Consider the following 25111-nt stretch of genomic DNA (forward strand, 5'->3'; position numbering starts at 1 on the left):
GCATCAAGGCCGCTGTCGTTATAGTATCACCTGTAACGCACTGCGCGGTGGTCTTTGCAAGCACCACCGCGCAGAGTTTACCAAGGTTTCAATGACGGGTTACAACTGGGCGAGTCGTCGGCGCCAGGCCAGCAACCCCATGCTCAGAGACAGCAAGATCACGCCCAGGCCAGACAGGCCAGGTATCGGCTTGTTATCAGCCGCGCGGAAACTGCCAATTGCCTGGTTATTGGTCGTCACTGCCTCGGGTGTCGAGGTGTCGACACTGGCTTCCAGGAAGAACTCGCCCGTCACGCCTCCGGCAGGGACCGTCACCTCGACGGTGACTTCCTGGCCCGGATCGAGCGTGTCTGGCAGCCCAGTCAGGGTCAGCTCACCGGTTACCGGGTCATAGCTGCAGGTAGCGCCAGCGCAGGTCACGTCACTCAAGCCCGTCGGCAAATCGGCTGAATAGGTAACATCCGCAGCAGGCGCCTCGCCCTGGTTGCCAAAGGTCAGTTCGAAACGTCCATTACCTGTTGTGGTCACCAGTTCATTACTGTCCACCGTAACAAACAGGTCAACGCCAGCGATGCGGGTTTCGCTGCTGGCAGCATTGTTCAGCGCATTGCTTTCGGTACTGCTGGTGGTAATGCTGGAGCTGACAGGCACAACACCAGAGGCCGGCGCAACGTAGCTCACGCTGAACGATGTGCTTTCACCGTTGGCCAGTGAGGCGGGCAGGCCCGTTACTGTGAGCACACCAGTGGCAGCATCATAGACACAGGTCGCACCGGAACAATTCACGCTGCTCAGGTTTGGCCCCAGCACCAGATCATAGTCCACATCGTTTGCAACTTGCGGCCCCAGGTTCTGGAAGCTGACCGGTACAGTCACAGTACTGCCGGCGTTGGCCACTGACGGGGGTGACACACTGGTGGTTACATCCGCCGTGGTTACGTTGACGATATTGGTAGAGGCGGTGGCCGTGTTGTTCACCAGCGTCACTTCGCTGGTGCTGGTGGTTACTGAATTACTGACCGCAACCGCCCCTGATGTCGGCGCCGTGTAAGACAGTGCGACACTGACCGACTCACCGGACGCCAGCGACGCGGGCAGGCCGGTAATGATGGTTTCACCAGTGGCAGCATCATAGCTGCAGGTGGCAACCGGGCAGGTCACACCACTCAGGCCGGTTGGCAGATTGGCGACATAGGTCATGTCGTCTGCGGTCAGAGGCCCCAGGTTCAGATAGCTCAGCGTCAGCCCCACGGTACTTCCCGGTGTGGCAGACACCGGTGCCGATATTTGTGCCAACACATCAGTATTGGTCGCACCGGGATTGTTCTGGCCGGTACCTGTCGCGGAATCGGGGGCCAGGTTAGGGCCTTGATCCGAGGACGTGCTGATAAAGGACTCAACCTCGACGGCTGCATCGGGGGCTACCCAGGACAGAGTGACGGCACTTGATTGCCCCGGACTTAGCGACGCAGGCAACCCGGTAACGCTGATTGTTCCGGTTGCGGCATCATAATTACAGGTTGCCCCGGAGCAGGTTACACCGGAGAGGCCGGCAGGCAGCTCAAGGCTGTAGACAACACCGCTGGCCTCTTGCGAGCCGACATTGGAAAACTGGATGACAGCGGTAGCCTGATCACCCGGGGCCACATCCTGTGACACGGAGAGGCTGGTCGTGACATCCGCATAGTCGATGATATCGAAGTCGAGCACGATACCGGGATCGGGTTCCGTTCTCTCGAATGTCCACAGATCCAGTGCCTTGGCATCACCGAAAAACTGGCTGTTGTCGCTGCAATCCTGTCCTGAATTGTTTGAACCATCCCAACTCCGATAGTAGGTATCGGGCCCATTCAGGTCGGAATCGCTGGAGTCCACCCCGGTCAGCGAGAAGCCGGGAACCGGCTGGTTGTTGAAGCCCTGGCCACAGATGTCGCCATTGAGGGTACCTACGCTGGTGCCATTGCGGGTGACATAGCCGCGATCATCGTAATACACGGTTGCATCGCCCGCATTGGGGCCATTGAGTTTGACCACCGTCGGGCCTCCGGAGAGGTTGTTTTCCGCATCCACAAAGGGAAAGTGAACCTCACCATTGCGCACGGTTGCCTGAAACTCGAAACCACTCCCCGCGGGGAAAGGGTTTCCGCTGTTATCGTAACCATTCCAGAATACCTGGTTCAGGCCATTGACTACCGAGCCGTTCAGTACCCGGTTATCCGGGTTGGCAGGGTCGTAATCAACGCCATCACGGCTGATGACGATCTGATAGGAAATGGCGTCTTGCGCTTCAAAGCTGAAAGTGCCGCCGCGGCCAACATAGGTGGTTGAACCCTGGGTGGGCGGGTAGGAAAAGCTGATGTCGGTAATCTGCGGCGCAGACGGGTTCTCGGGAATATCCAGGTAACTGCGGGTATCAGCAAAGCCCGTTGCAATCATGGGGTTGGTGAAAAAAATCGGGTAACTGGGACGCTGGGCAACAATCCCGCTACCGTTTGGCAGGATGCCACCGGTCAGGTAATGGGTGTTACTGCGAATGCTTTTGTACAGTGGCTCGCCCTGATCGAGAAAGCCCTGGGGGTTGGAGTACATGGCAAATGCATTGGGATCCATACCACGCTGAGTCTGCTCATAACGGTAACCGTCATCCGTCACGTAATACAGCGTACTGTAGAGTCGACGGCCATCACCGTTACCGCCGGTGGCGCCCGCGAAGGCATAGGTGAACAGGCGGCCATCAATATTGGTCAGGCTGTTCAGGCTGCTGCGAACCGTGACATCCCAGGCTGATACCGATGAAGCGCTCACGGCCGGGGTCGAAACAGAACCCGTGGAGCCGCCCGAAGAACCGCCCGAGAACAGCACGGCATACACGCCGGACTGCGGCGCCTGATAAGCGCAGGGGGTAAAGCCATCGGGAACCGTTGCGGAGCCATCGGCACTGTTAGGGCCGGCCAGCTCAGCGGCACGGTCCGGAATCAGGCCTGTGGTGCCTGCATCGCAGGTGTAATCGGCAGTACCCGGTACTGTTTCATCCGCTCGCGTGCCAAAGCCAAGGTCTGCAGGGTTTTGCCCGCCAGGGGGGTTGAAGACTTCGATAGCGCCCACCCCGCCCGAGGTACGGTTGCGCGACCCCAACAGAATGACTTCACCTGCTTCAGCGTACACATAGAGGAAGGTACGCGAGGGGATGATGTCCAGATAACGATTTGAGGCAAGAGTGCTGAGATTAAGGTTGGCACGACCCGCGCCGGGGCCAGCATAGCTGGCAGGATACAGATCACGACTGCCCTCAGCACTGGCTGCGCCGGCAATACCCATCAAGGCGCCGGCGGTGATTACACGCGCCAACTGTTGCCAGTTGGGGCTGATAAATACGTTGTCCATGTTTTTTCCCTTCTGAGACAAGCTCTATTCCAATCCACGACGTCTTCCAGCCGCGGTCGACCAGTGACCCGAGCCAAAAGGCGTAACAAAATATATTAAGTGAGATCAAAATGAGATTACTTTGCTGGAGCTGACAAAGCTTTTGTTTCAGCTCTCAGGTAGAGGGGGTGTTCTTGCGGAGTGGTGCCAGCAGGGCATTCAGCCCGTTGTGGTCAATTTCATACATCAGTGCCAACAGGCGGCCGATTTCGCCCTGGGGAAAGCCTTCACGGGCAAACCAGCCGAGGTAATTGCCAGGCAGGTCGGCAATGAGCCGGCCCTGGTATTTGCCGAAAGGCATGGTGCGGGTGACCAGTAACTGCAAATCTTCCGGCTTCATCGGGCCTCCGGCGCTTCGGTAAAGAACGCGGCTACCTTGGCGGGTTCCAGCAGTTCCAGCTGCGGCGGGTTCCAGCGTGGCTGCTTGTCCTTGTCGACAATCAGGGCCCGCACGCCTTCAATAAAATCACCCTTGGTAAACCATTGGCGAATCAGGTGCATTTCCAGCTCGGCGCAATAGGCCAGGCTATGTCCACGGCCACGACGCATCAATTCCAGACTCACGGCCATGGCAATCGGTGAACGGGTATGCAGCAGATCCACCAGCTCCTGTGCCCAGCCCGCTTCTTCCGGTTCGGTCACATCTTGCAGGCTGGCAATGATCGAAGGCACATCCATCGCGGCAAAATGCCGGTCAATGGCTGACCGCCAGCGGGGCAGGGCAGCATCGTCCGGTTGCTGAACAACGTCAGCAAGCAGGGCATTCAGCTCGGCAAAGGCATCGTCGCCCCAGTCTTGTTGTTGCAACTGGTCAACCAGCCTGTCCAGGTCGGCATGGCGCACATGGTGATCAGCCAGGCCGGCATAGAGTGCATCTGCTGGTGACAGATGGACCCCGGTGACTGCCAGGTATTCACCCAGGCGACCGGGCAAGCCCGAGAGAAAATGGCTGGCGCATACATCCGGGAAATACCCGATCGCCACTTCCGGCATGCCCAGCCGGGCGCGCTCGGTGACCAGACGGTGCGAGCAACCCTGGGCCAGGCCCATGCCACCGCCGAGCACAAAGCCATCCAGCAGGCCGATGACCGGCTTCGGGTAATGATGAATAAACTGGTCGAGTACATATTCCTCTTGCAGAAAATCAAAATGCCCGTGTTCGCCCGCATGGAAACTGTCATACAGCGCGCGGATGTCACCACCCGCACAAAAGGCCTTGCGCCCGGTCGCACGCAGCACGACCACGCGCACCGTCGGATCCTCCGCCCAGGCAGACAGCTGTTGTTGCAACAGGCGGATCATTTCCAGGGTCAGGGTATTCAACTGGGCCGGGCGGTTCAGAATCAAATGGCCAATCTGGCCATGTACTTCACTGATGACGGGGCGGGTATCACTCACAGCGTGTGCCTTATCTGTCCAAACAGCCGAACATTTCAGCACAAGGGCAGCAGCCAATGCCAGTATTTTGCACAGCGCTCCCATGCCAGAGCGGATATCCTTGTGCAGAAGGCAAGTCCCATTACAGGTCATCAACAACGGCGATGAAATGGACCAGAGCAGGTTAGTGACTGACTGTGATGTCTCGATTTGTCAGGTTCCGGCATTGCCACCCAGAAGAGAGTCCAGGATTCCCATGTTGAGGTGGCGACGTGGAGTAATAGCATAGAATTGCTCCACCAGGTCGGGTATCACGGTGTATAGGCTCAGGCAGCCGGATTGAAGTTCATCCTGAACTACGACAGCCGGCAGCAACGCAATGTCTCCTGAGTCACGGGCCAGCAGACGTAGCATGGCCATGTCATCAACTTCTGCGCATATATTCGGATAAATGCTGTGATTATCACAAAAAATGTTGAACTGCCTGCGTACATCGCTGCTGCTTCCGGGTGTGATCAGTCGAGCACCTTGCAGGTCTTGCATCAGATCAAAGGGGGCAGAGGGCTGTCGTGGCGGCCCCACCAGGCAAACAGACTGTCGGTCTAGCTCACGGCAGCGCCAGCGTTGCCCGGCATCAGAGCTGACTGCCCTGTTGGAGAGGACAACGTCAAGCGTGTGCCGACTCAGCCGCTCCAGCATATCCTCAAGGCTCCCGGACTCCAGCGTCAGTTGAACGTCGTGGCGCCCGAGAAAAGGGCGTAAAAGATTCTCCTGAAAGTTGCGTGACAGCGTGGCTACCGCGCCAACCCTGAGTTTTTGTATGCTTTGTAGCGACCCCATCAGGGTTGTCTGTAATTCATTACCCAGAGCGAAAATATTGTCAGCGTAATCCAGAGCCAGGTGGCCAGCCTCGGTCAATACCAAATTGCGCCCACTACGGATAAACAGTTCGTGACCGAGTTGCTCTTCCAACGCTCGAATCTGGGTCGACAGTGCTGATTGGGACACATGCAAAGACTCCGCGGCACGGGTCAAGTTGCCTTCCCGTGCAACAGCCCAGAAATAGTGCAGGTGATGAAAATTGAGTCGACGCATTTTATGTTCTCTTAAACAGATTGATTTATTCTAAACAATCTATTTTAAATAAAAAGCTTTGTCGTTGAGACTGCTTCGGTCGATTTCCCGGGGAGCGTCCAACATGCCTGTTCTACCGTTTTCAGCTGTCAGTCTGTTGCCGTGGTTGTATCTGTTTGCCTGCGCTGTTGTTGTCTTTCTGGCTTACCGTCGCCAGTCCTCCTGGCTGTGGGTGCCGGCCATCATTGCGGGGTATGGCGGCATAGCGCTGGTCGTTATGGATGTGCTGTCAGGCTGGCTGGCAAACCACGTCAGTGACCGGTTGGGTCTGGTCATGGCTGCCCTGATCAGTTTTCTGGCAATGGTCATTATCAATTTTTCCAGAGGCTATCTGCAGGGCGAGCCACGTCAGCGGCGTTACCTGGTGGCATTGCTGCTCACATTGGCAGCTGTCGCGGTAGTCGTGACCACAGATAATCTGTTCTGGTTGGTTGCAGCCTGGATATCCACCAGCCTGAGTCTGCATCAGCTGTTGGTTTTTTATCCTGAAAGAAGCAGTGCCCAGGTTGTGGCGCATAAAAAGTTTCTTGTCAGTCGTCTGGCCGATCTTTGTTTGTTGTCAGCAACCTGCTTACTGGTTCATGCTGCTGGAAGCAGCTCGATTGTCTTGATCCTGCAATGGGTGGCCGAGCATGCCGAAGGTCTGGGTGGGCTTGGCTGGAGTGTGCATCTGGCTGCACTGCTGATGTGTGTGGCGGTCATTCTCAAGTCAGCCCAGCTCCCCGTACATGGCTGGTTGATTCAGGTGATGGAAGCGCCGACGCCGGTATCTGCACTCTTGCATGCCGGCCTGGTCAACCTCGGTGGCTTTCTGATCTTGCGCTTTGCCCCTTTGTTTTCCGCTGTACCCTCGGCCCAGACCCTGCTGGTTATTGTGGGTGGTCTGACGGCTGTACTGGCAGCACTGGTGATGATGACGCGCATCAGCATCAAGGTACGGCTTGCCTGGTCCACCTGTGCACAGATGGGTTTTATGCTCATGGAGCTGGGGTTGGGGCTTTACGAGGTTGCCTTGGTGCATTTGCTGGCTCACTCACTGTACAAGGCACATGCCTTCCTCGCTTCAGGCGGTACTGTCAATCAGCCCGGCCGGCTGCCCGAGCCAATGAGGCAAGGTCCAGGATTGCAGAGAGCGCTGTTGGCACTGCCCGTGGCACTGGCTCTGATTTTCTTGCTGCATGCCGTGTGGACCAGCTGGCAACCGGAGCATGCCCTGCCTCTGGTCAGTCTGATGGTGCTGGCCGTGGGTTTGGCACCTTGGTGCTTTCGGCAAGGTGCCAAGGTACAGGCGGCAATCATGCTGATCCTGTTGCCTGCCGCGTATCTGTCATGGCACGTAGCGGCTTCCTTTATTCTCGAGGGGGCTCCCGAGGCCACCGGGTTTCAGACCGGATTGGCGGTAATGGCCATGCTGTTTTTCATCTCGCTCTATTGTGTCCAGGCTCTGATTCTGGAGCGCCCCGGCAGCGAGCTGGCGCAACGACTCTATCCTTGGGCGTATGCCGGATTTTATCTGGATGAATTCTTTACCCGGCTCACGTTTCGTATCTGGCCGCCTCACTCCTTCTCCGCTGCTCACCTACCGAAGGGAATGTAATCATGAACATGCCTGAAAATGTCGTACTCGATCAACAAGGGGAACTGATTGCCGCTGCCGAGGCCGCCTGCACACTGATTGCCCCGACCTGGCCGCTCGATCGCCTGATTGCGGTTAATCCGTTATGGGAGCGTCGCGGGGAGCACTGGCAAGCGGTGACAGCCAGACTTTGGCAGCAGTCGGGTAGTCTTTTGACGCTTACAGCGGAGGGTTATGCCAGCGCCTGGCAGCAGGGACGTGTTACGCAAAGTCACCTGCAAGCCGCACTGGATGAAAGCGGGCTGGATTGGCGTCTTGATGATGTTCACCACAGGCTCAACGAGCCGATCGATGCAGGTCATATTCTCCCCTTGCTGGAAGAGATGACACCGGTAAAAGGGAATGTACCCGCCTGGTCTGAATTGATTACCCATCAGATCGGTCAGTTCTGTGCGGCCTGGTTTGACCGGGAGCAGGCCGACTGGCAACTGACACACACGAAGGGAATGTATGCGACCTGGCGTGACAGCCTGCAGCATGATTATGGGCTAACTGTATTAAGCGGCTGCAACGCCTTACAGCAGCGTGCTGCCAGGTTACCACAACACCACATTGAGGTCCTGGCACAAGCGATTGAACAGCTGGAGGTAGACCAAACGCTTTGGGCAGACTGGTTTGATACCCTGCTGCAGCGCAGCCTGGGCTGGGCTTCCTGGTGCGCTTACCAGCGCTGGCAAGCCGAGTTACAGGGACAGCAGGATCACAGCCTGACAGAGTTGCTTGCTATTCGGGCTGCCTGGCAGTTACTGCTCGATGACGGCGCACGTGATCATGACAGTCCTTGGGCGCATTGGCGGCAGGCCTTCAAGCGCAGACTCAAGAAGCCCCCTCAAGCACACTGGCAAGCTCTGCAAATCTGGCAGCGTGCAGACGAGCTGGCCTGGCAGCAGCAACTGCAAGCACGCTTGTGTGCCGCCGATGCAACCGCCCCGTCCAGTGATGTCTTTGCCCGCTTGTTCTTTTGCATTGATGTTCGTTCCGAGGTGATGCGCCGGGCGATTGAGCAGGTGTCTCCCGCAATAGAAACCTCAGGGTTTGCCGGTTTTTTTGGTTTGCCGATTGAGTACGCGCCACTGGGCAGCGACACGGCTCGACCTCAATTGCCCGGTTTGCTGGCCCCGCAAATACGCGTCAGTGAAAGCAGTGGCGATTTGCAGGCGGACCAGGACCTGAGCCGCCGCCGCTCCCAACAACAGCAAAGAAAAGGGCGCTGGCAGTTGTTTGAGCGCCTGCCTGCATCCACCTTCACGCTGGTTGAAACCCTGGGCTTGGGTTACGCCAGTAAATTAGCGGCTCACCAGCTAGGGCCGAGAGGCCACTCGTCATCAAACGCCCATGAGCAAGTGCAGTTAACCCCGGTTTTGACAGGCCTGGATTCAGAGCAAAAAGTCGATCTGATCGAGCGGATCCTGACGGCCATGGGTCTCAGATGCGATTTTCCACCCTTGTTGGTGCTGATCGGTCATGGCAGTCAGAGTGCCAATAACCCTCAGCTAGCCGGCCTAGCCTGCGGTGCCTGCTGCGGTCAAAGTGGTGAGGTCAATGCGCGGTTGCTGGCCAGCCTGCTCAATGACACAGAGATCAGGCATGCTCTACTGCAGCGGGGGATACGCATTGGCAAGAACTGTCATGCCGTTGCCGGGTTGCACAACACCACAACCGACGAGATCATATTGTTTGATGCCCAGCAGGTGCCAGCAGCGCTCAAGTCACAATGGCAGGCACTAAGGCAGTTGCTCGACCAGGCGACACATCGGGCTCGCGCCGAAAGAGCCTCGGCTTTGGGACTGAAGGGTATCAAAGATCAGCCAGCAGCCTTGCTGAAAGCCTTGCGCAAACGGGCTTGTGACTGGGCACAAACACGGCCGGAGTGGGGCCTGGCTAACAATGCCGCTTTTATTGCAGCCCCTCGCAGCTGCACTCGAGGTGTCGATCTTCAAGGGCGAGTATTCCTGCACGACTATGACTGGCAAACAGACCATGACGGCAGTGTGCTGGAGCTGATCATGACGGCACCTGTGGTCGTAGCCCACTGGATCAACATGCAATATCTGACGTCAACAACAGACAACCAGCGCTTTGGCAGTGGCAATAAAGTACTGCATAACGTGGTAGGCAGGCATATTGGGCTATTTGAAGGTAATGGCGGGGATTTGCGTATCGGTCTGGCCCGACAATCACTGCATGACGGCGAGCGCTGGATGCACACGCCTCTCAGGCTGACGGTGGTTGTAAAGGCACCACGCGAGATGATCGATACCGTACTGGCCAAACATCGGGTTGTCCGGCAATTAGTGGAGAACCAGTGGCTTTATCTTCAATGCCTCGACCCAGATGCCCCAAGCTGTTTGATGCAGCGTAATGAGGACGGCTGGCATCCTGTATGACTTTAATGAGTCTTGATGGGGGCGTTTAATCGCCCCTATTGCCAGCCAGCCCTGAACAGGAGTAAAAAGCGCAATCCATAGCAAGATGAGGATTGCGATGAAATGAGCCAGGACACGCCCTGTCTGAACTGCGGTGCTTGCTGCGCCACATTCAGGGTATCGTTTTACTGGGGGGAAACGGACAGTGCCCCCGATGGCCACGTACCGGCCGCACTGACGGAACAGATCTCTCCGCATTTAAGCTGCATGCAAGGCACCAACCAGAGCAACCCCCGCTGTATCGGCCTGATGGGCGATATTGGTCAGGGTGTGCGCTGCACGGTGTACGAACATCGCTCGAGTACCTGTCGTGAGTTTGCCTGGCATGGCGAGAACGGCCAGCCGAACGACGATTGCCAGCGCTCCAGAGCCCGACACGGCTTGCCCCCGCTGCCATTCACCTCACCCGAGCCCAACTGCATCCCGGTGATAGCAGCCTGACAGATCTTCTGCCGGTGGCGGTAAGCCACAGGCAGAAGCGAGTTGAAGCCAGCCAGATATTCTGCATGCTGGTATAATTCAGGCATTGTGTAGACGCCGCGAGTTTGACTGGTTGAGCTCTCGCGCTAGACTGTTCAATGATGATCGAAAACGAGGTTTGAATGGTGACTGTTGCAACTCAAGAAGCCAAGCAGGCTTACTTCGCCAAAATGCGGCGTAAAAACTATCTGGCTAGCTTAAGGTTGGAAGGCTTCGATGTGAGCGATCAAAAAGTCGCTAACAAGTTATCTACCAAAGCCGATGTGATTGCAGCCCACATGCGAAAAGCCTCGGCCTGATTTGGACAAGTATGGGGTTGGCCAAGACCCATACTGCTACGCAGCTAGCAGTGTCTTGGTCAACAAGCTGAACATCAGTGATGAAAGTGATCTCGAAAATGCTGAACGTGACCTGACACAGGTTGCCGCAGAAGCAATTGAGTTTTGCCCTCCGCCCTACGATTTTGAATTCTTTAAAGAATTGCACCGGCAGTTATTCGAAGACATCTACCCTTGGGCTGGCGAAGTTCGCATAGTGGATGTTTCCAAAGGCAGTACACGCTTTTGCACAACCAGCCGTATTGAACCTGAAGCCAGGAAAATCTTCTCTAAATTAGCAGAACAACGCTGGTTTTCAGGCTGCACGAGAGATGAACTGATCAAAAATATTGCTGAATTCAGTGGTGATTTGAATATTTTGCATCCTTTTCGTGAAGGCAATGGTCGAGCAATGCGATTACTCTGTGACTTTATTGTGATCAATGCTGGCTATCAGGTCGACTGGTCACCTGTTGACTCTGCCTTATGGTTACAAGCCAGCATTGACTCGGTACGGTGTGATTATCAAGCTATGCAACAGGTTTACAGTTTATGCATCGGCGAAGAGCTGCCTGTGTAAATTATCGCAGGCAATTGCCTTCACTTTTGACTCCAGAGCCCAACCGCATCCTGGTGATAGCAGCCTGACAGAGCCACAGCCGGTGGCCAGCCATGCCACCGGCAGCTCAGCGACAATTCCCCGCCCGCCGAAACCCCGCCGCTTCAGCCTCAGCCGCGGTAGCAAAGGCCACCACATTTTTTGGGCTGACCTGGTTATAGCTAGGGCACCCCTGCGGCAAGTGATAGACCTTGCTATTGCGGTTACCGCGAACCACACCGCCAGCGTCCTGCCCACTGGCCGCCGGCTCCGGTAGCCAGCTCACTACACCCTCCGCCGAATTGCGATGCCCCGGTGTCCACACCCGCTCGCCGGTTACAAAGGGGTTGCCATGGCCCATCAGGCGGCTGATCCGCCGGTTGCGCTCCAGCTCCCAGCCAGACACCGGAAATTGCTGGTCCCAGGCGATGAACACCTGTTGCTGTTGCCGCGCCATGGGCAGGTCATAGCGATCATGCATATAGAAATAGATGCGTGCAATCTGGCCCTTAACCGGGTCTGGCGGCTCGGCAACCCGGTTCCGGAAATCCACCTGCATGGCACAGGTACCATAGCCTTGCGCCGCGCCACGAATCGGCGCAAAGCGGTAATTCGATCGGTCCGCATTGACCTCGCCAATCGCCGGCGACAGGTTATGCAGATCGGCTTCCATCACATTGAAAACCGGATCCGTTGCCTTGCAGTTGCTGCGCCCGCCATCCTGCCAGCACTGCCGAGCACGACCAAAATTCGACGCCGGCACCACATGCTCCCATTCAATGCGCTGGGCGCGAACGGCCTGGCGCCGGATCTGGTAACCGCAACTGTCCAGATCTACCCGCCCGCCCGAGCGGCCCAGCCACTCCCATTGGCAACCACAGTACAAGGTGCCTACCGTATGCCGGTCCGCATAGACCTGCTGGCGGGCCTGGGTCTTGGCTTGCTCGAAGGTCAGCGGCGCCGCAGCCAGCACCGTGCTCAATACCAGCCCCAGGGCTACCGCCCCGGAACGCCCCAGCCAACCACGCACCTGTCCGATCACCGTACTGCACTCATCGACAACGCATGCCGCGCCCATCCCGGGCTGCAGCACAACCAATGAAAAACGGCGGGGCAGAGCTCCTGCCTGTCACCGGCGCTATCGCCAGTGAGCCCCTCGCCAATGCCGCGGAGTATAAGCCAGCGCCCGGGGGCGGGCTATGCTGCCGCGATCGTTTAGACTGTCATTATCCAATCACCAGCAAACAGGACGCCGATGAACATCCATTACCTGCACGGCTTTGCCAGCGCCTTTGACCCTGACTCCGCCAAGTTGCAGACCCTGGGCAAGCTCGGCCCCGTCAGCGGGCAGGCTATCGACTACACCCTGCCCACCGGGCAGTTGATCGATAACGCGCTCGAGCAAGGCCCCTGGGACCGCGTGGAGCTGATTGCCGGCACCTCCATGGGCGGCTGGCTGGCAGCAGTACTCGGCACCCGCCTGGGCATTCCCTTTGTCGCCATCAATCCCTCCGTTCAGCCGCAGCGTACCCTGGGCAAATACATTGGCCCGGGCGTGGACTTTCAGAACCAGCCCTATGAACTGACCGCCGCTGCGGTAGACAGCTACTTTAACCTGCCGACCGGCGGGCAAGGCCTGATCCTGCTGGATGAAGGCGATGAAGTGATTGATGCCCAGGCAACCCGGGCCGCCCTGCAAGACCACTACCCGGTGATCTGCTTTCCCGGTGGCAATCACCGTTTCGCCCATATGGAAGCAGCCTTGCCGAAGATTCAGGCATTTCTTGAGGGCTGCTAAAGCGGCCAGCCAGATACCACAACAGGACACAGCGCATGCACAACCATTGGCTAATCGGCATTGATCTGGGCGGCACCAAAACCGAAGTCATACTGCTGGACGCGCACTCCAACGAGCATTTTCGTAAACGGGTGCCCACACCTGTCGGCGACTACCCGGCCACCCTGCAGAGCATTCAGGCCCTGGTACTGGACGCCGAGGCTCACGCCGGTGTCAGCGGCATTGCCGTCGGCATCGGCATACCCGGCAGCGTGTCGAGAAAAACAGGCTGCATCAAGAATGGCAACTCCACCTGGATCAACGGCCAGCCCATGCAACTGCATCTACAAGAACGGCTGCAACGCCCCGTCACCCTGACCAACGACGCCAACTGCCTGGCCCTCTCCGAAGCCACCGACGGCGCCGGGGAACATCACCACAACGTGTTTGCCGCCATACTCGGCACCGGTTGCGGTGCCGGCAGCAGCATCAAGGGCAACCTGCTGACCGGCCCCAACGGCGTAGCCGGAGAGTGGGGGCATAATCCGTTGCCCTGGACAGCCGACAGCGAACACCAGCAACGCCCCTGTTTCTGCGGCCGCGCCGGCTGCAATGAAACCTTCCTCTCCGGCACTGGGCTGTCGCTCACCCATCATCTGCGCACCGGGCAGCAACAAACGGCCCACACCATCACCGAGAACGCCCGCCAGGGCGATGCACAAGCCCGGCAAAGCCTCGACCACTACCTCGACCACCTGGCACGCGGGCTGGCCGGCGTTATCAACGTACTGGACCCGGACATCATCGTACTCGGCGGCGGCATGAGTAACGTCGAACAGCTCTACCAGGAACTGCCAGACCGCCTGCCGGCGTATGTATTCGGTGGTGAGTGCGACACGCCAGTGGTGCGCGCAGTGCATGGGGACTCGAGTGGTGTTAGGGGCGCCGCCTGGCTGGCGATGGCGTAAGGAGCCTCTGAAAACTACCTGCGTTGCCGCAACGGCGTTAAAAACAGCCTCAAAATGCTCATTTACCATTCGTAAACTGCGCTTTCTCGGCTGTTTTTGCCTGGTTGCACCTGCCTCGCCTACGTTTTCAAAGGCTCCTTAAGGGCAGGGCAGATCGACTGCCCAGACACGCGACATAGTGTTGCATGACACAAGGGTTTCAAGCGCCGGCAAAGCATGCATAATGGAGTTATGCCATCACCCCGGTGATGCGTTCATCCCCAGGATTAAAGGAAGCAGTTACCAGGGAGGTCGTAATGGACTATGCAACACTGAAAGCGCGACAACGCAGTGAGCGCGACCAGCACCCGGAGAGCCTGGCCATGCGCATCCACCGCGCCCTCAGCTGGCTGCAGCGGGCCGAACTGGCAGACGACGCCGACGGCCGCTTTATCTTCCTGTGGATCGCCTTCAACGCCGCTTACGCCACCGACATAGATCCGCAATACCGCCTGAACGAACAGGACGCCTTCAAGGCCTTCCTCGGCAAACTCTGTGAACTGGATAGCGGCAAACAGCTTGATCAGCTCGTCTGGCAACACTATCCGCAAGCCATTCGCGTCCTGCTCGACAACCCTTTTGTATTCCAGAGCTACTGGGACCATCAGCGCGGCCAGATAACCGCCGCACAATGGAAAGAACGCTTTGAAGCTGGCAAGCACAACGCCGCCAAGGCACTCAGCAGCAACAACACCGCCGCCGTACTGGGCATCGTCTTCAATCGCCTCTACACCTTACGCAACCAACTGATGCATGGCGGCGCCACCTGGAACAGCAGCGTCAACCGCGACCAGATGCGCGACTGCGTGAAAGTGCTCGGCGACCTGGTACCGGTCACCATCAGCATTATGTTGGATAGTCCGAATACCTTGTGGGGTGATGCGGTGTATCCGGTGGTGGCAGTTGGCTGACGATGCACATTTTCGTTGCTATTTTTGCATCTTATTTGAACTCTGACACAGGATGTTCCGCTTGAGCAGTAACAAGGGTTATTACAACCAAAATGCCGACCAGTTTATTGCGGCTACCCTAAACGTCGATATGTTAGAGCTGCACCGAGCCTTTTTGCGTCACTTGCCTATTGGGTCGCATATTCTGGATGCAGGCTGCGGGAGTGGTCGGGATGCGTTGGCTTTTAAGCAACAGGGCTATGAAATCAGTGCTTTTGATGCCAGCGAATCAATGGCGAGACATGCCGGAAAACTCTTGCAGCAAGAGGTTGAAGTAAAGTCCTTTAATGACTTTGAAGAGCCGGCCTCTTATCGTGGAATATGGGCTTGCGCTAGCTTGCTTCATGTCCCGGCTATAGAGCAGCCAGCCGTTTTTGCTCGTTTATGGCATGCCTTAAAACCTGGCGGCGTATTGTATTGCAGTTTCAAACGTGGGAATGGTGAGAGAGAAGATCAAGGCCGACGATTTACTGATGCTGAACCTGAAGATATCCAGTTGTGGGCGGAAGGGCTGCCGGGCCTGACCTCTACCGATATATGGTTTACTTCGGATCAGCGGCCCGGACGTGATGAGCAGTGGTTAAATGCTCTTTTATTCAAGTCTGGTCAGAAGCTAGTTAGTGGCGGTGATAGTAATCCATTCTTGCCGCACCTTTGTGCTGCCATCCATCAAGCTCGTGAAATTGATATGGCGGTAGCTTTTGTTAAAACCACCGGCTTACGCTTACTTTTACCTGATTTGCTGGACGCTCTGCAGACTAATGCGGATAAGTCAGTACGAGTACGTTTTTTGACCAGCGATTACCTTGATGTCACTGACCCAGAGGCATTGCGCTTGTTGATGTTGCTGCAGGAGCAAGGTGCCGATGTAAGGATTTATCAGACTGAAGGCAGTAGCTTCCATCTTAAAGCCTATGTTTTTGCCGGTGTAAACAACGAAATAGGTGAATGGGGCAGGGCATTTATTGGCTCAAGCAATATAAGCCGCCAAGCCTTAAAGCATGGGCTGGAGTGGAATTACCAAGTTAATTACCCCGGTGATACTGGCTTTTTTGAAGCTCGCCAGCAATTTGATCGCTTGTTCGTGGACAGCCGCGTATGCGCATTATCAGATGCGTGGGTTGATAGCTACGAAGCACGGAGGATAAAACCAACTCAATCTTTTGAGCCTGGTAGCACTGAAAGCGATCCACCACCTGCACCAACCAGCGTTCAGCAGTCTGCACTTAAGGCTTTAGGGTTAACAAGAGAAGAAGGCTACCAGCGCGGCTTGGTTGTCCTCGCTACTGGCCTGGGTAAAACTTGGCTTGCTGCCTTCGATGCTAAGCAGATGGGCGCAAGGCGGGTATTATTTGTTGCACACCGTGAAGAAATTCTCAATCAAGCCGCGGCAACATTTACCCGCATTCAGCCCCAGGCTCGTATCGGTTTTTATCAGGGCCATCAACGGGATATTCAAGTAGATATCCTTTGCGCCTCAGTGCAGACCTTGGGCAAGGCTGAGCATTTGGATCGCTTCAAGCCACAGCATTTTGACTACATTGTGATAGATGAATTTCACCACGCGGCAGCGCCCACCTATCATCGGCTGTTGAATTATTTTGTGCCCTCATTTTTGTTGGGCCTGACAGCTACTCCAGACCGAACGGATAACGCCAATATTCTTGCGTTATGTGACGATAATCTAGTCTTTGAGAGTGACCTTTTTGCAGGCGTATCAGGCAAGCTGTTGGTCCCGTTTCACTATTACGGCATCTTTGATAATGATGTGGACTATCAGAGTATTCCTTGGCGTAACGGTCGCTTTGACCCTGAACTTTTGAGCAACAAGCTGGCAACTCTTGGTCGGGCAAAGCATGCATTGGCAACCTGGCGTCTGCACGCTCAGAAAAAGACATTGGCTTTTTGCATCTCGACCAAACACGCTGACTTCATGGCTGATTATTTTGCAAAACATAGCGTTAAGGCTGCTGCTGTTTATGCAAGCTCGGCTTTGTCACGGGGTGAAGCCTTGGAGCAGCTTTCAGACGGGACATTGGATGTTTTGTTTTCAGTTGATCTATTTAATGAAGGGGTTGATCTACCTACGATTGATACAGTGATGATGCTTCGTCCTACAGAATCAAAAATCCTTTTTTTGCAGCAACTAGGTCGTGGCTTGCGTAAAGCAGACGATAAGTCTCAATTGGTTGTGCTGGATTTTGTAGCCAATCACCAGAGTTTTTTGCATAAGCCCATGGCATTGATGAACCAGAGTATGAATCACCGTGAGCTGGCGAATTTTGGCCGCAAAGCCGAGCAAGGCCTATTGGATATGCCCGATGGCTGTTTTATTAACTACGATTTGCAGTTTATCGAGTTTCTAAAATCTCTGGATAGCGGTAGCTTGCAGGCAGACTATCGAAACTTGCGCGATACGCTTGGTAGACGGCCAAGTCTCACTGAGTTTTATCATTCAGGTACGAGTATCCAGGACCTCCGTCGCCAGTACGGTCATTGGTTTGCTCTGGTTGCAGAGCAAGAAGCTGACCGGAGTCCCATAGAACAGCATTTAATTCAAAAGCACGCCAGCTTTTGGCAAGAACTCATGACAACCAATATGACCAAGAGCTATAAAATGGTTTTATTGGAAGCTTTTCAAGAGTTGGATGGATGGCAGCAAGCTCCTAGCTTAGTAGAATTGGCCGAACATTCTTGGCAGGTACTTCAGCGTAGACGAATGCTGTTGTCGGACCTGCCGGATGATTACCGAGGACAACGCCAGCCCCCTAAAGACTGGTTGAGCTATTGGAAAAAGAACCCCATTGATGCTTGGTGCAAAGGATCTTTTTTCAACGTTGAGGACGGGTTTTTCATTGGTAATTTAATCGTTTCAGAAAACGAGCAAATGGCCTTTAACGAGTTGGTTCAGGAACTACTCGATTATCGGCTGGCAACCTATCAGGCCAGGGCTAGAGATACTGAGGTTACAGTAACCCCCATCGCATCATCTCCCAGCCATATAGAGCTGGCATATTTTCCTAATTTGAAAATTGCCTGTGGTCACTTCAAAACTGGCCGGGCTGATGCCGAAGAGTATCGATATCTCGGACCCGAGTTTGAGCGGCTAGATACTAGCCGGCATTTTATTGCTCGCGCCTCGGGCAATTCAATGAATGGTGGTAAAGAGCCGATCGAGGATGGTGATTATTTACTCCTGGAAGTCATCAGCAGTGAAAGTGCTGGAAAAATTACTGGTGTCACCTTAGCCATTGAACGGCAAGATGAGGCAGGTGATAACCAGTACCTATTGCGTAAAGTACTTAAAGATGACGATGGTCAGTATCGGTTAAAGGCCAATAATCCTGACTATAACGATATTCTGGTAACTGATGCGTTGCGCGAGCAATTTAGAACCTTTGCGCGGCTTAAAGCTGTGTTAGATCCACTGCAAATGGTGGTTGGTCAGGCCTTTATGCGTGAAGAAATCCCGGCTTTGTTCAAGACTGCATTTAATCCTGGTAGCTGGAACAGCGGTCATGTCGTAATTCCAGAGGCTCAGGCACATGTCATATTGGTCACGCTGAATAAACAAGGCAAAGCCATTGACTTGCGTTATCACGATCACTGGATTGATGAGCGACATTTTCACTGGCAAACACAAAATCAGACTTCGCCAGAGGGTAAGCGCGGGAAAGAGATTATCCAGCATGAGAGCCTCGGCATCGGCCTTCACCTCTTTGTTCGGGATAACAAACTGAAAAACGGTAAAGCTGCACCGTTTGTTTACCACGGACGGGTTCGTTATCAGAAGCATGAGGGCAGTAAGCCGATGAGTGTGAATTTTGAGTTGATGGATTAATTGTTATGCACTCTTATCAGTCATTTATCGACCTGAAACCAATAGTCCAATCTTCCCAACACATCCTCATCTTCACCGGCGCCGGTGTCTCCGCCGAAAGCGGCATCGCGACCTTTCGCGATGCGCTGACCGGGCTCTGGGCGCAGAATGATCCGCAGCAGTTGGCGACGCCGGAGGGGTTTCTGGATGATCCTGCGCGGGTGTGGGGCTGGTATCAGTGGCGGCGGCAGCAGTTGCTGGCCTGTCAGCCGAATGCGGCGCATCGGGCGATTGCTGCGCTGGCTGAGCGGGGGCTGCAGGTCACGGTGGTGACGCAGAATGTGGATGATTTGCATGAGCGCGCTGGCAGCCGGGAGGTGGTGCATTTGCACGGTAGCCTGCTGGAGACGTGTTGTTTTGACTGTGCTGCGCCAGCAGATGTGCCGGTAGCTCAGGTGCCGCTGGATGGGGCAGCTATTGCACCGCCGGCCTGTGAGCAGTGTGGTGGGTTGTTGCGCCCCGGTGTGGTGTGGTTTGGTGAGATGCTGCCGCAGGATGCCTGGTCGGCGGCGTTGGCGGCTGCAGACGGCTGTGATCTGGTGTTGGTGGTCGGTACCTCGGGGCTGGTGTATCCGGCGGCGCAGATTCCGCAGCTGGCCTGGGAATCGGGCGCGACTGTGGTGCATGTGAATACCGATCCGGTGCCGGTGGCGGCGGAACGCGAGTATTGCCTGGTGGGCCCGGCGGGTGAGGTGTTGCCGGCGCTGCTGTCGGGTTAGCTGCGCATCGCGTTTTTGGTCAGTGTGTTATGCGCTTCAGGCTTTTGCGGCCGGCTTTACTGTCTGCCCCAGTTGCTGCAAAAAGGCCTGTTCGGGGACGGCGGGGCTGAACAGGTAGCCCTGGTAGGCATGGCAGTCCTGTTGTTGCAGGAAGGCCAGTTGCTCCCTGGTTTCTACCCCTTCGGCGATCAGTTCCAGTTTCAGGCTGCGGGCCATGGCGATAATGGCACGGACGATTTCGGCGTCATTGCTGTCATGGGTGCAGTCACGGATAAAGGACTGGTCGATCTTCAGCAGGTCGACGGGCAGGCGTTTCAGGTAACTCAGGGATGAGTAGCCGGTACCGAAATCATCAATCGCAAAGTGGATGCCCATGTCGCGCAGCTGCTGCATTTTGGCTACGGTGTCGGTGATATTCTGCAGCATCATGCTTTCGGTGATTTCCAGCTTCAGACACTGCGCGGGTATGCCCTGATCAGTGACGGCGGCGGCGACCTGCTGCACGAAGTCATGCTGGCGAAATTGCCGTGGGCTGATGTTGATGCTGACGCTGAAATGGTCCGGGTCTATGGCTTTGTGATCCAGCAGGGTGGCAACCAGACGGCAGGCCTCACGCATGACCCAGTGGCCGACATCGAGAATCATGCCACTGTCTTCCAGTACCGGCATGAACTGGCCGGGCGTGATAATCCCCTTTTCGGGGTGCCGCCAGCGCAGCAGGGCTTCGGCGCCGATGATGCGCTGATCGCGGGCATCAATCTGGGCCTGGTAATGCAGGATGAATTGCTGCTGCTGCAGTGCCAGGCGCAGCTCGGTCTCGAGTTGCAGGCGTTGGCTGGCAACCACCTGCATATGCGGTTCAAACAGGGCGATGGCATTGCGGCCGCTGGCTTTGACGCCATAGAGCGCGGTGTCGGCGTACTTGAGCAGATCTTCTGCGCTGTTGCAGTGTGTCGGTGCCAGGGCAATACCGATACTGCAGCCGAGTTGCAGGCTGTGGCCTTCGATCTGCATTGGTGCGGCAACGGCCATCAGCAGCTTTTCCGCGCTGGTACGCGCCTGTTCGGCGATGTTGTCGCCGGTTCCTGTCAGGCCGGTGAGCAATACGACGAATTCATCACCACCCAGGCGTGCCACGGTATCGGCCTTGCGCACGGTGTTGAGCAGGCGCTGGCTGACTTCCTGTAGTACGGCATCACCATGCGAGTGGCCGAGGGAATCGTTGATGTGTTTGAAGTGGTCAAGATCAAAAAACAGGAGTGCGCAGCTCAGCCCATAGCGTTCACTGAAAGCCAGATGCTGATCGATGCGGTCATTGAGCAGCAGGCGGTTGGGCAGATCGGTCAGCGCATCGTGGTAGGCCTGATGTTTGACGCGTGCTTCGATGCGCTTCTGTTCGGTGACATCCTTGAAGCTGGTCAGCGTGCGGCGTTCGTTGCCAAAGCGCACGAAATTACTGGAGATTTCACAGTGCAATACGCGGCCATCGGCGGTCAGTAGTTCGGCGGGCTCGTTGCGCAGGCGGCCATCGCGGATCAGCTTTTCGATGGTGGCGGGGCGTTTTTCCGGGTATTTCCACAGGCCGATTTCCAGCGCGGTTTTGCCGATGACATTGTCGGACTGGTAGCCGAAAACCTCCGTGAAGGTGCTGTTGATTTCGGCGATGGTGCCGCTGCGTTTTTCAAACAATACGTAGGGTTCCGGCGCATCCTTGAACAGGGCGGCAAATTTGGATTCGCTACTGACCAGCGCCTGTTCTGAGGCAATGCGCTCGCTCATGTCGTGCGCCATGGACAGCCGGCAAAGTTCCCCGTTGATCTCCAGATGTTCGATGTAGACCAGGCAGGGTTTCAGGCTGTTGTCGCGGCAGCGGAACTCGGTTTCGTGTTGTTGAACGCTCCCCGACTGCGCCAGTTCGTCCAGAAAGAACTGACGCTGCTCTGCATCACGCCAGAGAGGCAATTCGCGGGAGTGGTGGTTGACCAGTTGAGCTGTAGACCAGCCGAAGAGGTTTTCAAAGGAAGGATTGACCGCAAGAATGCGGCTGTCACTGACCCGCACCAGCAGGCAGGCGATAGGCAAGCGCTGGAACAGGGCAATAAAGCCGTCATCACTCTTGGCTTCAGGGGTGCTCATTGCTGACTCTGCCAGAGTGAGTGTTGAGCCCGCAGGGCTGTGGCGCTGGAAGCATAGGCGTATCGTTACTCATTGTTTTCTTTTCAAGATAGCTGTTTGCCAACAGGCATACAATACTTTACTAATCAGGGCGGTCAGTGCTAACTGTAGTCAGGTAATTATTCCGGGTTCATATCACCCTTTAGTGTGATAGACGCTGCCCGGGTCTGACCCTATGGTCATGGTTTCGATATCGAGGATGTAATGATGCAGGTCGAAAACAGTGCACACGCCTACTCTGAAGGTGGGTTTTGGCAAAAACTGAGCGCCGCTGCCCGTCTGGCCGGCCGTGATGTGGTTGAACGCGCGCTATGGCTCTTCTACACGGCGAAAAGCCCGCTCACCCCGGCCTGGGCCAGAGCCACAATATATGCTGCGCTGGGTTATTTCATTCTGCCGGTGGATGCCGTTCCTGATATGTTGCCGATGGTGGGTTATACTGATGACCTGGCAATGCTGGTTGCGGCCTATTCAGCCGTGTCGGAATACATCACACGGGACACCAAAGCCAAGGCCAAAGAGCAGCTGGATCGCTGGTTTGGCCCGTCACCAGGCATTCGCTGAGCGGTTTCAGTCAGCGCCCGTGTCGAAGGCAACATCAGCCAGAGGCACGGGCCGGCGGCTCAGGTAAAAACCGCCTCCAGCAGCAGGCCGCGTTCGTCCTGGCCTACGGCTACCAGGAACACGTCGAGTTCGCCGGTTGTGTCATGCTTGAGCGTGAACAGTGACTGAAATGCCTGGTCAAGTTGCGGACAGGCAAACAGCAATGAAAACGGCGGCCGGCCCGACGGTCCGGAATGGTCCTGGGATGCCTGGCGAACCTCTACCAGTGTGGCTTGGGCGTCACTGCTCAGTGCATCGTGCTGGAGTTGAAAAGCTTGCCCGCGGAGGGGCTCGAAGGTGTTTGAGCTGAGTTTTTCCAGCATGGGTTCCTCGGAATGGTTCAGGGGTTAGTGGTCAGGCAACAGGCGGGCGCAATCTCACCCGCACCGTTACGTCGGGGGCGTCGACTCGCGCCATTCCAGCAAGTCATACACGCCTTTTTCTTCGAGCTTGTTAAAGCCCAGGCGCTGATACAGGCGGTACGCAGGATTATTCTTTTCCACATGAATCCGCACCGCCTTGCTGGCGGCGCGTGCCTCTTCCAGCACCTGGCCCAGCAGCAAGGCACCGATGCCGCGCCCTCGATACTCGGGCAGCAGGGCAATATCCACGATGCGCAACTCGTGTTCACGACGTTGCACATACAGGCGCCCTGCCAGGGCACCATCAATCCGGATCAGCTGCCGCAGGGTATCGCTGTAATGCGAGCGGTAGTGAAGGTCCTGCGCTTCAAACTGGGTGCGCAGGAACTCCGCTTTCTGGGCATCTGGCCAGGGCACCGGCGCCAGTTCTTCCTTTCGCGTTGATGCGTAAAGGCGCTCGAGAAAAGACCGATCAGCATCCGATTCATTGATCAGCTCAAGCGCCCCAGGCGTGTTGTTGACTGCCAGTGCCACGTGTATCAACTCCGTGATGGGTAGAGCCCCTGCAGAGCAATGATGAAATTCATTGTCAGGAAGGGCTGCAGGTTATTGTGCGCTTGACTGCCACCGGTAATGGGGAGCGTTTCTGGCGCGAGATCCACAAGCGCTGACTGGGTGTCGCTTTGGTAGGCCTGCCCACCACGGGACCTTGCCAGCACCACGTTATCAGTCAGTGACCCTTGTTCGCCGTTCTCTTGGGTCACCCGTAGCGAATGATGGTGGTTGGGCAGTTGCGCTTCCGACAGCGTCACTTGCTCTACGCCGCCTCGTTCACCCAGGCGTCGATCTGTAAGCCCCGGCCCGCGGCCAGGATGCATTGGCGCGCGCGCCTGCAGGTCTGGCAAGGCAGTGGTTGAACGGCCATCCCCGCCGTAAGTGGTACCGATCAGGGAGAACAACGCTGTGTTCTGGGAGACTGGCAGCAATTGACCATCACAAAACGCCCAGCCTCGGGGCGCAAAATTGCCGGCAAAGATCCGGATTTCGGCAACAAATGGTTCGGACATGATTCGACTCCTTTAGTGCCTGGACGGATAAATGCCGAAGAGGGCAACGATGAAGTTGATGCACAGGAAGGGCATCAGGTTTGTATGTGATCGGCTGCCACCGGCTGAACTGATCGAAGACTGAGCCAGTTCGTTTGTCGGCGTTTCTGCAGCGTACAGATCCACGGTCGTCGATGAGGCCAGATAATTACCTTCCGGGCCGGGATCCGTTGCATTCTCCGAGGTGCCCTGCGGCTGGTGCGTATGCGATGGCATCTGATTGACGGTCAGCGTGACGTGCTCGGCACCGCCCTTGCTTCCAAGCCGGCGCTCCGAGAGCCCTGGACCGTGGCCTGCATGCACCGGGATGCGACTGCGCAGGTCTGGTAGACCAAAGGTAGTGCGACCGTCACCGCCGTAAATCGTACCCAACAGGCTGAACAGGGCATCATTTTGCGATACGGCCAATAATTGGCCGTCACAGAAGGCCCAGCCGCGCGGGGCAAAATTCCCGGCGAACATCCGTATTTCTCCAACAAATGGTTCCGACATGATTGCCTCTCTTAGTTACGCGACGGGAACAGGCCCTGCAAAGCGATGCAAAAATTGACCGCAAGGTAAGGCTGCATGTTTTCGTGGGCCTGGCTGCCCCCGGTATTGGTAAGCGTTCCGGCTTTAGTGCTGACCTTCGTCGAAGGGGCGTGGCGATAAATCGCGCCTGCCTCGCGGGCCAGTGTATGTCCTGCGCCCGCGCTGGAGTTGCCGTCATTGCTGGAGGCTCGCCATGCATGCCCATGGGCAGGCATTTCATTGACGCTGAGGGAGTGTGTTTCTTCCCCGGATTTTTCGCCGAGCCGGTGTTCTGCGCCGCCATCGCTGCGCCCGACATGCGTCGGAGTCCGGCCACGGAGGTCGGGGAGTGCAAAGGTTGTGACACCGTCACCGCCATAGGTCGTCCCGAGCAGTGAGTACAGTGATTGATTCTGGTTGATGGGCAGGATCTGGCCATCACAAAAGGCCCATCCTCGGGGGGCAAAGTTGAACCCCACCATTCTCACTTCGGCTAGAAATGGTTCTGACATGAAAACTCCTTTTCTCTTCACGGAAATATCATTCTTGTTCAAGAGTCGTGCAGGCAACATACGGACAAGCCTGCACGCTACTGATTACCCTGCCTCTCTTACCTGTTGGCTCTCGTTGC

The 25111-nt window shown here is 56.2% G+C and carries 22 protein-coding genes; 11 read left to right on the forward strand and 11 right to left on the reverse strand.

The genetic code is table 11. The features are described 5' to 3' along the window. Positions 1-99: 99 nt before the first annotated feature. The 4 genes from BLU07_RS04430 to BLU07_RS04445 form a co-directional block, all read right to left on the reverse strand. Positions 100-3384 (reverse strand): DUF11 domain-containing protein, encoded by a 3285-nt coding sequence (locus BLU07_RS04430; protein ID WP_092384551.1) that lies wholly within the window; start codon positions 3382-3384, stop codon positions 100-102. A gap of 154 nt (positions 3385-3538) precedes the next feature. Further along, on the reverse strand, positions 3539-3763 hold the full coding sequence (locus tag BLU07_RS04435; protein ID WP_092384553.1) for a DUF3820 family protein: 225 nt from the start codon (positions 3761-3763) through the stop codon (positions 3539-3541). Next, positions 3760-4821 (reverse strand): enoyl-CoA hydratase/isomerase family protein, encoded by a 1062-nt coding sequence (locus BLU07_RS04440; RefSeq protein ID WP_231701690.1) that lies wholly within the window; start codon positions 4819-4821, stop codon positions 3760-3762. Before BLU07_RS04440 ends, BLU07_RS04435 begins: the two co-directional genes overlap by 4 nt. Before the next feature lie 192 nt (positions 4822-5013). Then, positions 5014-5895 carry a LysR family transcriptional regulator gene (locus BLU07_RS04445; protein ID WP_092384557.1) on the reverse strand — a complete coding sequence of 294 codons (882 nt, stop codon included), beginning with the start codon at positions 5893-5895 and terminating at the stop codon, positions 5014-5016. Between the two features lie 103 nt (positions 5896-5998). On the opposite strand from BLU07_RS04445, the gene BLU07_RS04450 reads away from it, so the two are divergent. The 5 genes from BLU07_RS04450 (at position 5999) to BLU07_RS04470 (ending at position 11373) form a co-directional block, all read left to right on the forward strand. Beyond that, on the forward strand, positions 5999-7531 hold the full coding sequence (locus BLU07_RS04450; RefSeq protein WP_092384559.1) for an NADH-quinone oxidoreductase subunit L: 1533 nt from the start codon (positions 5999-6001) through the stop codon (positions 7529-7531). Positions 7532-7533: 2 nt separating this feature from the next. Continuing rightward, positions 7534-9957, forward strand: a complete 2424-nt coding sequence (locus BLU07_RS04455) for a YbcC family protein (protein WP_092384561.1) — start codon at positions 7534-7536, stop codon at positions 9955-9957. Positions 9958-10059: 102 nt separating this feature from the next. Further along, positions 10060-10437, forward strand: a complete 378-nt coding sequence (locus BLU07_RS04460) for a YkgJ family cysteine cluster protein (protein WP_092384563.1) — start codon at positions 10060-10062, stop codon at positions 10435-10437. A gap of 161 nt (positions 10438-10598) precedes the next feature. After that, positions 10599-10775 (forward strand): YhfG family protein, encoded by a 177-nt coding sequence (locus tag BLU07_RS04465; protein ID WP_407920096.1) that lies wholly within the window; start codon positions 10599-10601, stop codon positions 10773-10775. Positions 10776-10830: 55 nt separating this feature from the next. Then, a complete protein-coding gene (locus BLU07_RS04470; protein ID WP_231701691.1) occupies positions 10831-11373 on the forward strand; it encodes a Fic/DOC family protein in 543 nt (180 codons plus the stop codon). A gap of 106 nt (positions 11374-11479) precedes the next feature. On the opposite strand, the gene BLU07_RS04475 is transcribed toward BLU07_RS04470, so the two are convergent. Next, a complete protein-coding gene (locus tag BLU07_RS04475) occupies positions 11480-12469 on the reverse strand; it encodes an endonuclease (protein ID WP_092384567.1) in 990 nt (329 codons plus the stop codon). A gap of 177 nt (positions 12470-12646) precedes the next feature. Between BLU07_RS04475 and BLU07_RS04480 the strand changes: the two genes are divergently transcribed. The 5 genes from BLU07_RS04480 to BLU07_RS04500 all read left to right on the forward strand — a co-directional run bounded on the left by BLU07_RS04480 (position 12647) and on the right by BLU07_RS04500 (position 19724). Further along, entirely contained in the window at positions 12647-13189 is a 543-nt protein-coding gene (locus BLU07_RS04480; protein ID WP_092384569.1) for a YqiA/YcfP family alpha/beta fold hydrolase, read from the forward strand. 35 nt (positions 13190-13224) lie between these two features. Beyond that, entirely contained in the window at positions 13225-14136 is a 912-nt protein-coding gene (locus tag BLU07_RS04485) for an ROK family protein (protein WP_092384571.1), read from the forward strand. Positions 14137-14432: 296 nt separating this feature from the next. Then, entirely contained in the window at positions 14433-15086 is a 654-nt protein-coding gene (locus BLU07_RS04490) for a HEPN domain-containing protein (protein WP_092384573.1), read from the forward strand. Between the two features lie 61 nt (positions 15087-15147). Further along, entirely contained in the window at positions 15148-18966 is a 3819-nt protein-coding gene (locus BLU07_RS04495) for a DUF3427 domain-containing protein (RefSeq protein WP_197675062.1), read from the forward strand. A 5-nt stretch (positions 18967-18971) separates the two neighbouring features. Further along, the gene (locus BLU07_RS04500) at positions 18972-19724 is read left to right on the forward strand and encodes an SIR2 family NAD-dependent protein deacylase (protein WP_092384577.1); all 753 of its coding nucleotides are present in this window, start codon (positions 18972-18974) and stop codon (positions 19722-19724) included. 36 nt (positions 19725-19760) lie between these two features. Here BLU07_RS04500 and BLU07_RS04505 read toward each other — a convergent pair whose 3' ends face one another. Next, complete coding sequence (locus BLU07_RS04505; RefSeq protein WP_092384579.1) at positions 19761-21860, reverse strand: putative bifunctional diguanylate cyclase/phosphodiesterase; 2100 nt, start codon at positions 21858-21860, stop codon at positions 19761-19763. 243 nt (positions 21861-22103) lie between these two features. Between BLU07_RS04505 and BLU07_RS04510 the strand changes: the two genes are divergently transcribed. Continuing rightward, positions 22104-22463: a YkvA family protein gene (locus BLU07_RS04510; protein ID WP_197675063.1), complete on the forward strand. Its 360-nt coding sequence runs from the start codon at positions 22104-22106 to the stop codon at positions 22461-22463. A gap of 59 nt (positions 22464-22522) precedes the next feature. Here the strand turns inward: BLU07_RS04510 and BLU07_RS04515 are convergent, their stop codons facing one another. From BLU07_RS04515 to BLU07_RS04535, 5 genes are all read right to left on the reverse strand, one after another. Continuing rightward, positions 22523-22825: a DUF6916 family protein gene (locus BLU07_RS04515; protein WP_092384583.1), complete on the reverse strand. Its 303-nt coding sequence runs from the start codon at positions 22823-22825 to the stop codon at positions 22523-22525. Between the two features lie 66 nt (positions 22826-22891). Beyond that, the gene (locus BLU07_RS04520) at positions 22892-23398 is read right to left on the reverse strand and encodes a GNAT family N-acetyltransferase (protein WP_197675064.1); all 507 of its coding nucleotides are present in this window, start codon (positions 23396-23398) and stop codon (positions 22892-22894) included. Between the two features lie 5 nt (positions 23399-23403). Further along, positions 23404-23931 carry a phage tail protein gene (locus BLU07_RS04525; RefSeq protein WP_092384585.1) on the reverse strand — a complete coding sequence of 176 codons (528 nt, stop codon included), beginning with the start codon at positions 23929-23931 and terminating at the stop codon, positions 23404-23406. A gap of 12 nt (positions 23932-23943) precedes the next feature. After that, positions 23944-24462: a phage tail protein gene (locus tag BLU07_RS04530; protein WP_092384587.1), complete on the reverse strand. Its 519-nt coding sequence runs from the start codon at positions 24460-24462 to the stop codon at positions 23944-23946. A gap of 11 nt (positions 24463-24473) precedes the next feature. Then, positions 24474-24992 (reverse strand): phage tail protein, encoded by a 519-nt coding sequence (locus BLU07_RS04535; protein WP_092384589.1) that lies wholly within the window; start codon positions 24990-24992, stop codon positions 24474-24476. Between the last annotated feature and the right edge of the window lie 119 nt (positions 24993-25111).

This window comes from Halopseudomonas salegens (genome assembly GCF_900105655.1).
Classification (GTDB): Bacteria; Pseudomonadota; Gammaproteobacteria; order Pseudomonadales; family Pseudomonadaceae; genus Halopseudomonas; species Halopseudomonas salegens.